Annotated in this window: 10 protein-coding genes; 9 read left to right on the plus strand and 1 reads right to left on the minus strand. The window is 50.9% G+C overall.

Annotated features, from left to right (window positions below; translation table 11 throughout):
* Positions 1-999, minus strand: a complete 999-nt coding sequence (locus GX135_06985; GenBank protein ID NLN85827.1) for a hypothetical protein — start codon at positions 997-999, stop codon at positions 1-3.
* Between the two features lie 278 nt (positions 1,000-1,277).
* Between GX135_06985 and GX135_06990 the strand changes: the two genes are divergently transcribed.
* The 9 genes from GX135_06990 (at position 1,278) to GX135_07030 (ending at position 9,608) form a co-directional block, all read left to right on the plus strand.
* Positions 1,278-1,877, plus strand: coding sequence for a hypothetical protein (locus GX135_06990; protein NLN85828.1), 600 nt, complete (start codon positions 1,278-1,280; stop codon positions 1,875-1,877).
* 6 nt (positions 1,878-1,883) lie between these two features.
* Positions 1,884-2,789, plus strand: a complete 906-nt coding sequence (locus GX135_06995; GenBank protein NLN85829.1) for a DUF2764 family protein — start codon at positions 1,884-1,886, stop codon at positions 2,787-2,789.
* A 3-nt stretch (positions 2,790-2,792) separates the two neighbouring features.
* Positions 2,793-4,547, plus strand: a complete 1,755-nt coding sequence (locus tag GX135_07000; protein ID NLN85830.1) for a V-type ATP synthase subunit A — start codon at positions 2,793-2,795, stop codon at positions 4,545-4,547.
* Complete coding sequence (locus GX135_07005; protein NLN85831.1) at positions 4,547-5,869, plus strand: V-type ATP synthase subunit B; 1,323 nt, start codon at positions 4,547-4,549, stop codon at positions 5,867-5,869. The genes GX135_07000 and GX135_07005 overlap by 1 nt, the downstream gene beginning before the upstream one ends.
* Positions 5,866-6,465, plus strand: a complete 600-nt coding sequence (locus GX135_07010; GenBank protein NLN85832.1) for a V-type ATP synthase subunit D — start codon at positions 5,866-5,868, stop codon at positions 6,463-6,465. The genes GX135_07005 and GX135_07010 overlap by 4 nt, the downstream gene beginning before the upstream one ends.
* Positions 6,462-8,252: a hypothetical protein gene (locus GX135_07015; GenBank protein ID NLN85833.1), complete on the plus strand. Its 1,791-nt coding sequence runs from the start codon at positions 6,462-6,464 to the stop codon at positions 8,250-8,252. Before GX135_07010 ends, GX135_07015 begins: the two co-directional genes overlap by 4 nt.
* Before the next feature lie 12 nt (positions 8,253-8,264).
* The gene (locus GX135_07020) at positions 8,265-8,768 is read left to right on the plus strand and encodes a V-type ATP synthase subunit K (GenBank protein ID NLN85834.1); all 504 of its coding nucleotides are present in this window, start codon (positions 8,265-8,267) and stop codon (positions 8,766-8,768) included.
* A 72-nt stretch (positions 8,769-8,840) separates the two neighbouring features.
* Positions 8,841-9,194, plus strand: a complete 354-nt coding sequence (locus tag GX135_07025) for a DUF4190 domain-containing protein (protein NLN85835.1) — start codon at positions 8,841-8,843, stop codon at positions 9,192-9,194.
* A gap of 12 nt (positions 9,195-9,206) precedes the next feature.
* The gene (locus GX135_07030; GenBank protein NLN85836.1) at positions 9,207-9,608 is read left to right on the plus strand and encodes a DUF2752 domain-containing protein; all 402 of its coding nucleotides are present in this window, start codon (positions 9,207-9,209) and stop codon (positions 9,606-9,608) included.
* Positions 9,609-10,103: the final 495 nt, after the last annotated feature.

Genomic DNA, 10,103 nt, shown 5'->3' on the forward strand with positions numbered 1-10,103 from the left:
TTAATTTGGCCCTTCCATCTGGCGGCGAACCTGGTCTGCCATTGAACGTTCATCCCGACATTTGACGATGGCATTTTTATAGCGGCTGTTCTTGGGCACCAAATTCGACGCCCGCACAAAACTGTCTAAAGCCGCGTTAAAATCGCCCACATACATTTGCAACAGACCCAAATCGTAGTGAGCTTTGGCCAGAGAAGCCGCTGGCACTCCTGTTTTGCGTGTGGCACCCTGCAGAATCCGGATGGCACTCTGATATTCTCCCACACTCGCCATGCGATAGGCGTTTAAAAGCTCGGGCAGGTTTTTCTTATCGGTTTCAAAAGGAGTGGAAACCGTTTCATAATAGGGTGCGAGGGTGCGGATGAATTGGTGGGAAAGGTCTTGCACACACATGTCGTAAACAAAACTCTTATCGATACTGGGCGGTCTGGAATCCTCTGATGTGCGGGAACTTGAGAACTGGGTGCGCAATTCCTTCATGGCGATAATCTTGGTGCTTTCAATGTCGATAACTTGAAATGTCACGCCCAGATGATGGGTTCCGGTTCGAGTGTATTTTAACACCTCATGTTCTTCGCCGGCCTTGTCTTTTTGGGTTTCTTTCTGGGTGGTGATTTCTTCCTTATATTCATCCCGCGTGATGCGACCAAAAACGAAGGCTCCCGCGCCGATGATTTTTCCCAGTTGGGGAGCGGTGTCGGCATCCAAATATCCAGCCCAGCCCAGATAGTGTTCCTGCAGAATCCGTTCCAGATATTGGCGGTCCAGCACGAATTCAAAATATTCACTTTGCACCAGCCTGGCAGTGAAGGCTTCGCGAATATCCTGGGCTTGCACATATTGGTAGGGATGACCCCAAATATCACCAATGGCAATCTGATGGTATTCACCCAGATTCACTTCCGCCGGACGTAAAACCGTCATTTTCAGGTTTTGACTGGCACAACCTGCCAGCAGCAACAGCGCTGATATCGTAACAAGTATCGTCCTTGTTTTCATTGCTTTCTCCTTCGCCAGTATCATTTTTTACAAATTATCCAGACCCACAAATGATGTCCACAAAAATCTTACCCTCCTGCTTGGGAAACCCTGCAAAAAAGCTTTTCCCCATTTTGTTTTAAGAGAAAAAACCACGTTCCAGCCGGCGTTTTGAGCCTTTGGGAACCCTGCTTTTCATTTTTGAGCAGAATATGCCCGTTTTGGGGAGACTTTATCATTGACAAATATCACGTCATAGGATTTTGGAAATAAAATGACATAAACGCATGGGAGTAGAAATGAGCGATCAGTTAAACGACCTGTTGCAAAGAGTTTACGACGAAGGCGTGAATAAAGCCAAGGCTGAAGCAGAAGAAATCTTGGCAAAAGCGCAAAACGATGCCGATGGCATTGTCGCCAACGCCAAACAAGTGGCGGAAAAAACCATTGAAAGCGCCAAGGTGGAAGCCCAAAACCTGAAAAAAAACAGCGAATCCGACCTCCGCGCCGCAGCGCAAAGCACACTCAGTGCTGTGAAGCAGGAGCTCACCGAAGCTCTGCTGGACCAAGCTTTTGATTCCGGCCTGAAAGCTGGCGCCTCGGACCCGGAACTGGTTAAAACCCTGATTTTGGAAGTTGTTTCCGCTTGGAAGGAATCCGGTGGCACCGTCACCGTGAGCAAAAGCTTGGAAGCAAAGCTGGAAAACATTCTCAAACAAGCCCTTCCCCAAGCCGCTGCCCAGGGTTTAAAGGTAAAATTTTCCCCCACCCTGAAAAACGGCTTTTCCATTGCGCCCGCCGATGGCAGCTATAAACTCAGCTTTACGGATGAGGATTTTGCCAATCTCTTCAAATCCTACCTGAGGCCTCGCAGCAACAGCATCCTTTTCAAACAGTAAAAGTCCATGCGCGCGCAATATTACTACTTTGTGGCAGGCTTGCCCGCCCTGTCGCTGGACGACACAAAAAGCCAGATTACCACCGGGCAGTTTGCCGAACAGGCTGAAACACAGCTCAACGCGGCAGACTTCAAGCTTTTGAGGCTGCTTTGCCTGCCAGACGATGCTGATGACCTCGCTCGTGTGATATATGGCAAGGAAAATGATGGACGCCCCATTCCTGAGGAAACCCAAACCTCTTGGAAAAACTATGTGACCCTCATGAAAGCGCGTGCGGCGGGAACTGGCGAACCTCTGGAAAAAGAATACAAAGCCTGGCCGGATTTTTGGCACCAAATCGTTTTGGAAGCTTTCAGCGCCGAGGAAATGCCCGGCTTCCAGGATTTTCGTCACCGCCTTCTGGCAGCTTCCCACGAACATTGTGGACGCCACAAAAACAGCTTTCTGAAACAGTGGTACAGTTTTAACCGCGACCTGCAAAACATCCTCACCGCCCTCAACGGACGACGCTTTGAAGTGGATTTCACCCGCTGGCTGGTTGGTTCCGATGAGCTGACAGAACATCTTTCCCAAAATAAATCCGCGGATTTTGGCTTGGGAAAAACTCACGAGCTGTTTGAAAAAATCTTCCGCGTCTGGGACCAAGACAATGTTGTCCAGCGCGAACGTGGCTACGATGTTCTCCGCTGGAACTGGGTTGAAGATTTTAACTTTTTCAACTATTTCAACATCGACCGCGTTTTGGGCTATTACGCGCAGTTGCGCATTCTGGAGCGCTGGCTGCTCCTCGAACCCGAGCAGGGCAAACAAACTTTCGACAGCGTGATGGACACCCTGGGCAAAAGCTTCAGCTTCCCAGAGGTTTTCAAGCTGAAATCAAAATTTAAAAAAATAGAAAACATAGAAGGTTAAACAATGACCAAAGGCACTGTTAAAGGTATCATCAGCAACATGGTCCAGGTCGAGGTGGACGGTCCCGTTTTCCAAAACGAGATTTGCTACATCGATTTAAAGGGCACCAAACTGATGGCCGAAGTGATTAAAGTGTCCGGAAACATCGCCTCCACCCAGGTGTTTGAAAGCACTCGTGGCCTGAGAGTTGGCGACCCTGTCGAGTTTACCCAGCGCATGCTGGAGGTAAAGCTCGGCCCCGGAATGCTTTCCAAAAACTACGACGGCCTCCAGGACGACCTCAACAAAATGAGAGGGCTCTACCTGGAGCGTGGCGACTACACCGACCCGCTGGATGAAGACAGCGTTTGGGAGTTTGAACCGCTTGTGAAAGCCGGAGATGAGCTTATCCCTGGCGATTGGCTTGGCAGCGTGCAGGAAAACTGGATTGACCATAAAATCATGGTTCCCTTCAGTTTGGAAGGAAAATTCAAGGTGAAAAGCGTGGCGGCAAAAGGTTCCTACAAAATCACAGACACCATCGCCACCGTCATCGACTCCGAAGGCCAGGAATTGGCATTGAACATGATTCAATATTGGCCGGTAAAACTGCCCATCCGCTCCTACAAAGCCAAACCGCGTCCCTTCAAAATGATGGAAACCGGCATCCGCACCATCGACACTCTCAACCCCATCGCTGAAGGCGGCACAGGTTTCACTCCCGGACCTTTTGGAACGGGAAAAACAGTGCTCCAGCACAATATTTCTCAAAACGCAGAGGCAGACCTCATCATTGTTGCTGCCTGCGGCGAACGCGCCAACGAGGTGGTGGAGCTTTTCACGGAATTTCCCGAATTGGATGACCCCCGCACCGGGCGCAAACTGATGGAACGCACCATCATTGTTTGTAACACCTCAAACATGCCCGTGGCAGCGCGTGAAGCTTCGGTTTACACCGCCATGTCCATCGCGGAATATTATCGCGGCATGGGGCTCAAAGTTTTGCTTTTGGCAGACTCCACTTCCCGCTGGGCTCAGGCTCTGCGTGAAATGAGCAACAGGATGGAAGAGCTGCCCGGTCCGGACGCCTATCCCATGGACCTGCCCGCCATCATCTCAAACTTCTATTCCCGCGCGGGTTACGTGTATCTCAATAACGGCACCCCCGGCTCCATCACATTCATTGGGGCTGTTTCTCCCGCCGGTGGAAACCTCAAGGAACCCGTCACGGAATCCACAAAAAAAGCCGCCCGCTGTTTCTATTCTCTTTCTCAAGACAGAGCGGACAGCAAACGCTATCCCGCGGTTGACCCCATCGATTCCTATTCCAAATATCTGGAATATGATGAGGTTAGGGAATATCTTGATGAAAACATCGCCCCCGGCTGGGTGGACAGCGTCACCAAAGCCAAGGACATCCTCCTGCGTGGCAAGGAAGCCAAAGACCAGATTAACATTTTGGGCGACGACGGCGTTCCCCTGGATTACCACAGCCGTTTTTGGAAAAGCGAGCTTTTGGACCGCATCATTCTGGTTCAGGATGGCTTTGACGTCGTGGATAAATCCAGTCCCATGAAGCGCCAAGCCTATATGTTGAACTTCGTCTTGGACCTCTGCAACACCGAATTTTCCTTCGACAACTTCGAAGAACTGCAACCCTATTACAACCGGCTGATTAACGCCCTCACCCAGATGAACTATCAACCCTTTGAAAACGAAGAATTCAAAGCCTACGAAGACCAAATCAACAAAATAGTCGAGGAAAGGAGGGTAAACTGATGTCCACCATGGCATTTCAAAAGATTTATACCAAACTGACCCAGATTACCAAGGCCACTTGCGCCGTGAAAGCCACCAACGTGGGTTATGAAGAACTTGCCACCGTTGGAGGCAGGCTGGCACAGGTGGTGAAAATCATGGGCGACACCGTCACCCTGCAGATTTTCTCTGGCACCGAAGGCATCGGAACCGACGCCGAAGTGGTTTTCTTTGGACGGCCGCCCTCCCTGAGAGTGAGCGAACAGCTTGCTGGCAGGTTCTTTAACGCCTATGGCGAACCCATCGATGGCGGACCCCAGATTGAAGGCAAGGAAGTTGAAATTGGCGGACCCTCCGTGAACCCTGTCCGCCGCGAAGACCCTTCAGAACTCATCGCCACTGGCATCGCCGGCATCGACCTGAACAACACCCTCGTCACCGGCCAGAAAATCCCCTTCTTTGCCGACCCCGACCAGCCCTATAACCAGGTGATGGCAACCGTGGCGCTGCGTGCCAAAGCGGATAAAATCATCCTCGGCGGCATGGGACTTTCCAACGACGACTATCTATATTATAAGAACACCTTCGAAAACGCCGGTGTGATTGACAAAATTATTTCTTTTGTGAACACCACAGACGACCCGCCAGTGGAGCGTCTCCTGGTGCCGGACATGGCTCTCACCGCGGCAGAATATTTCGCCATCGAAAAAAACGAGGCGGTGCTGGTGCTGTTGACCGACCTAACCCTATATTGCGACGCGCTTTCCATCGTCAGCAACCGCATGGATGAAATTCCCTCGAAAGACTCCATGCCCGGCTCGCTCTATTCCGACCTTGCCAAAATCTATGAAAAAGCCGTGCAGTTCCCGGAAGGCGGTTCCATCACCATCATCGCTGTCACCACCATTTCCGGCGGCGACATCACCCACGCCATCCCAGACAACACAGGCTACATCACGGAAGGCCAGCTCTACCTGCGCCGCGACACCGATATCGGCAAAGTGATTATCGACCCCGCCCGCAGCCTTTCCCGCCTCAAAACCAAAGTGATGGGAAAACGCACCCGCGAAGACCATCCCCACGTGATGAGCGCTTCCGTCCGCCTCAACGCGGATGCCTCAAACGCCAGAACCAAGATGGAAAACGGCTTTGACCTTTCGGATTACGACCAGCGCGCCATCGATTTTGCCCGTGAATATGCCGAACAGATTCTTGCCATCGACGTAAACATCGATACCGACCAAATGCTGGACACCACCTGGGCTCTCTTCCATAAATATTTCACCCCCGAAGAAGTTGCCATCAGGGATGAACTTATGCAACTTTACTGGAAAGAGGCATGAGCTTTAAATTCCAATACAACAAGATTTCCCAATTGCAGATGGAAAAACAACTGCAAATCAGGGAAAAAGCCCTGCCCACGCTGAAGAACAAGGAATCGGCGCTGCGCATGGAAGTGAAACGCGCCCGGGACAAAGCTCGCGAGCTGGAAACCCGTTTGGATGAGGAAAGCCGCCAACTGGATGAGTTTATGAAGCTTTGGGCTGAATTCGACCCCAGCCTTCTCTCCATCCGCGACGTGACCATCCACACCCAAAAAATCGCGGGAGTGCAAGTCCCCGTTTTGGGCGAGATTGATTTTGAACTGCAGGAATATGACCTTTTCCAGGCGCCAACATGGTTTTTGGATGGCATGGAACTGGTTAAAGCCCTCGCCACGCTCAAAATCGAACGGGATTTCTTCCTGCGCAAAATGAATATCCTGGAGCAGGTTCGCAAAAAAACCACCCAAAAAGTGAACCTCTATGAAAAGGTGCAAATTCCCGCCTACGAAGAGGCAATCCTGAAAATCAAACGTTTTTTGGAAGACGAGGAAAACCTGTCCAAAGCGGCGCAGAAAATTCTGAAAGGCCGCGTGGAAGAGGAGGCTTTGGCATGATTGAAAAGATGCGTAAATACACCTTCGTGCTTCACCACGCCGATTATGAAGCCTTCCTGAAAGAACTGCAAAAACTGGGCGTGCTCCACCTCACCCGCAACACGGAAGACAAAACCCCCGCCCTGGCGGAAAAGCTGGACTTGATTGATGATTATGCCCAGGCTCTGCGTTTCATCGGAAAGCTGGAACCCGCTGAGGAAAAGATTGCCCCCGGTCTCAGTCCCGCAAACCTGCTTAACAAGATAAATTCCGCCCGTGACGAAAAGGAACTGCTCACCCGGCAGGAAGATACCTTGCTCAAACAAATCCGGGATTTGGAACCCTGGGGTCATTTCGACCGCGAAATGGTCGAAAAGGTCAGACGCGGCGGCATCCAGGTTGATTTCCACACCTGCCTCAAAAATCATTTCAAACCCGAATGGAAAGAAGAATTCGCCCTGCAGGTGTTGGCAGAAACCAATGGCATCATCTATTTTGTGGTTTTCCACACGGGTGAAAAGCCGGTTTTGGATGCCGATACCTTCAATTTCCCAGACCACGATATCCGGGAATTGGAAACCGAACTCAAGAACACCCGCAAAAAGATTGAAGACATCGATGCCTATTTTTCCGGCGTGGCTTCTGATGCCTCCCAGATATTTGAGGAAGAGATTTTGCGCCTCAGCCGCCAATGCGAATATGAGGACGCCACTCTGCAGGGAATCAGCGAAGCCGAAGACAACATCCGCGTTTTGGGTGGCTACATCCCCCTCAGGCTGGAACCAGACCTCAAAAGCTTCCTGGATTCCCATGGTGTGATTTACTTTGCCACCGATGCCAAGGTTGAGGACGACCCGCCCGTGAGCCTGAGAAACAACTGGTTCGCCCGCCAGTTCGAGCCCATCACCAAAATGTATATGTTACCATTTTACAATGAGTTCGACCTCACCCCCTTCTTCGCGCCCTTCTTCATGCTGTTCTTCGGTTTTTGCAACGCGGACATCGCCTATGGCATCATCTTTGTCCTGCTGGCGCTGTTCCTGCGCGCAAAAAGCAAAAACCCCGCCGTAAAGAGCATGATGTTCCTGGTGATGCTGTTTGGGATTTCCTCAATTATCATGGGTTGGGTTATGGGCTCGGTGCTGAGCTTCGACCTCACGGAAACCCCCTTGTCAAAATATATCCTGATTAAAAACAACGACCAGATTTTCAATATCGCCCTCCTTATAGGCGCCATCCAGATTCTTTTTGGCACCATCGTCAACGGAGTCAAACAGGCTTGCCAAAGCGGTTTTATGCACTTCGTGGCGCCTTTTGGCACATTTTTATTCCTGCTGGGGCTTACCATTTTGGGAGCCGGCTTGCTGGGCACAGACATTTCCGCCCTGGCGCCCTACACCAAATATCTCCTTTGGTCTGGCCTGGCATTGCTGATGCTCTTCAATTCTCCCGGCAAAAACCCCATCAAAAATGTGTTGAGCGGGCTTTGGCTGCTCTACAACGTCATCACTGGATTCTTTGGCGACATTTTGTCCTACATCCGCCTCTTTGCCCTGGGAGTTTCCAGTTCCATTCTGGGCTTTGTAATCAATTCCATCGGCCAGCAATTCCTGGGGATAAAAATCTTCGGACCCCTTATCTTCTTCATTTTTATGGTGTTTGGACACTCCCTGAATCTCGCCCTGGGCGCCCTCAGCGGTGTTGTGCATCCCTTGCGTCTCACTTTCGTGGAATTTTTCCAAAATGCCGGCTTCAACGGACCCGGCGTTGCCTACAAACCTTTTGGAAACACAAAAATAAAGACATAACCTGGAGGTTATATGCCGTACATTCTCTTACAAGCCGGAACTGACGCTGTCAAGGCCTTGGGCGGAGGCAGCCCGGCTTACATCCTGGCCTGGCTCGGGATTTTCCTGATGGTGGCCCTTTCCGGCGTGGGAAGCGCCTGGGGAACCGTGATTGGTGGCAGCGCCACGGTTGCGGCAATGAAAAAACGCGACGATATCTTTGCCAACAGCATGATTCTGTCCGCTCTGCCTGGAACGCAGGGCTTGTATGGATTCGGCGCCTTTTTCATCCTCAAAGACCACATCACACCCGAGATAACCATGCTCACGGCCGCAGCCATCTTCGGTGCCGGGCTCATTTCAGGCGTCACAAACCTGATTTCAGCCTATTTCCAAGCTCGTATCGTGGCAAACGGAATCGAAAGTATGGGTAATGGCAACAATGTCTTCACAAACACCCTCATCCTGGGCGTGTATCCTGAACTCTATGCCATTATTGCCTTTGCCGCTTGCTTCCTGATTAGTGGCATGCTGTAAAAAATCTATGAATTAACCAACGGGACGGGGAGCGCGTCTCCCTGTCCCCCACTTTTTCAAAGAGAGTTTAATATGACAAATCAACCCCACAATCAGCAAGGTTCCGGTTTTTCATATTCTCAAGGTCCGCCCCAGTGGGTCCCGGAGCCACACCGCGGCATGATGATTCTCATCTTTGGCATCGTCGGGCTTTTCAGTTGTGCCGTCTTTTCCATTCTGGCTTGGGTTTTCGGAAACCAAGACCTCAAAAAAATGGATGAAGGCCTCATGGACCCAGCCGGACGCGAAAACACCAAGGCTGGCAGAATCTTGGGCATTGTTGGCGTAATCATGAATGTTTTGGTTGTCCTGCCTTCCATCATCTATTTTGTTTTCGTTTTGGGAATGACTTTCGGAGGCCAGGTCCCGGATATTTACGATTTCTAAATCCTTCTCCTGATGCGCCTGCGCGTTGAAAAAAGCTCCGCCCGTTTTCCGGGTGGAAGCCTGCCAATTTTGCTCTACGCTGCCTTTTTGGCTGGCTATCTCTATCTCCATCTGCTTTTGGAAGGCTCTCTGCAGCTATGCTGCTTCAAGGCTCTCACCGGTTATAACTGCCCCAGTTGCGGCATTTCCCGCGCTTTTTTCACCCTCTTTTCCGGCCGTCCCCTCCAAGCTCTAAAATACAACCCCTTCATGCTGCTTTTTAGCCTCGGCGTTTTGTTCCAGTTTTTCCTGCAGGCTCTTTTCAAAAGACGCCTTACACTGCATGCCACACGCATACAACGCCATACACTTTATCTCATCCTCGGCATTCTCTTTTTGCTCAACTGGCTCTACTTACTCATTTTTCTTCCCTGATGCGGATTTCATTTGAATAGCTTGGGAATACACAGGAAAATGATGATGAAAAGGATGTGGCGTTTTATCGTTTTATCGTTTTAACGTTTTAGAGTTCAAATAGCTTGCTAACTAACTGCGGAATAGCGAGTTGGAACACCGGATTCATCCGGTCGTAGGTGCCGAATTCATTCGGCACAATGTCCTTTCGACCACCCAACTCCGCCCACCACCACCCAAACCCCGAGCTTGGAGGAACACCGGATTCATCCGGTCGTAGGTGCCAGATTCATCTGGCACAATGTTCTTTCAACCACCCAAACTCCGCCCACGACCACCCAAACCCAGGCCAGACGCGTCATTCCGAGTGAAACGAGGAATCCAGCCCGTGCCGGAGCACCGGATTCATCCGGTCGTAGGTGCCGAATTCATTCGGCACAAAGAGGAAAACACGCCACCTTTTTCCACCGGATAAATCCGGCGGTCCGACCGGTTGAAACCGGTGTTCCCACAGGC

The organism is Candidatus Cloacimonadota bacterium, assembly GCA_012522635.1.
In the GTDB taxonomy this organism is placed as follows: Bacteria; Cloacimonadota; Cloacimonadia; order Cloacimonadales; family Cloacimonadaceae; genus Syntrophosphaera.

Excerpts from the sequence above, each read along its gene's own strand:
- GX135_07005 (NLN85831.1), top strand. The coding sequence starts at position 4,547 with ATGTCCACCATGGCATTTCAAAAGATTTATACCAAACTGACCCAGATT.
- GX135_07015 (NLN85833.1), top strand. The coding sequence starts at position 6,462 with ATGATTGAAAAGATGCGTAAATACACCTTCGTGCTTCACCACGCCGAT.
- GX135_07030 (NLN85836.1), top strand. The coding sequence starts at position 9,207 with ATGCGCCTGCGCGTTGAAAAAAGCTCCGCCCGTTTTCCGGGTGGAAGC.
- GX135_06995 (NLN85829.1), top strand. The coding sequence starts at position 1,884 with ATGCGCGCGCAATATTACTACTTTGTGGCAGGCTTGCCCGCCCTGTCG.
- GX135_07025 (NLN85835.1), top strand. The coding sequence starts at position 8,841 with ATGACAAATCAACCCCACAATCAGCAAGGTTCCGGTTTTTCATATTCT.
- GX135_06990 (NLN85828.1), top strand. The coding sequence starts at position 1,278 with ATGAGCGATCAGTTAAACGACCTGTTGCAAAGAGTTTACGACGAAGGC.
- GX135_06985 (NLN85827.1), bottom strand. The coding sequence starts at position 999 with ATGAAAACAAGGACGATACTTGTTACGATATCAGCGCTGTTGCTGCTG.
- GX135_07000 (NLN85830.1), top strand. The coding sequence starts at position 2,793 with ATGACCAAAGGCACTGTTAAAGGTATCATCAGCAACATGGTCCAGGTC.
- GX135_07010 (NLN85832.1), top strand. The coding sequence starts at position 5,866 with ATGAGCTTTAAATTCCAATACAACAAGATTTCCCAATTGCAGATGGAA.
- GX135_07020 (NLN85834.1), top strand. The coding sequence starts at position 8,265 with ATGCCGTACATTCTCTTACAAGCCGGAACTGACGCTGTCAAGGCCTTG.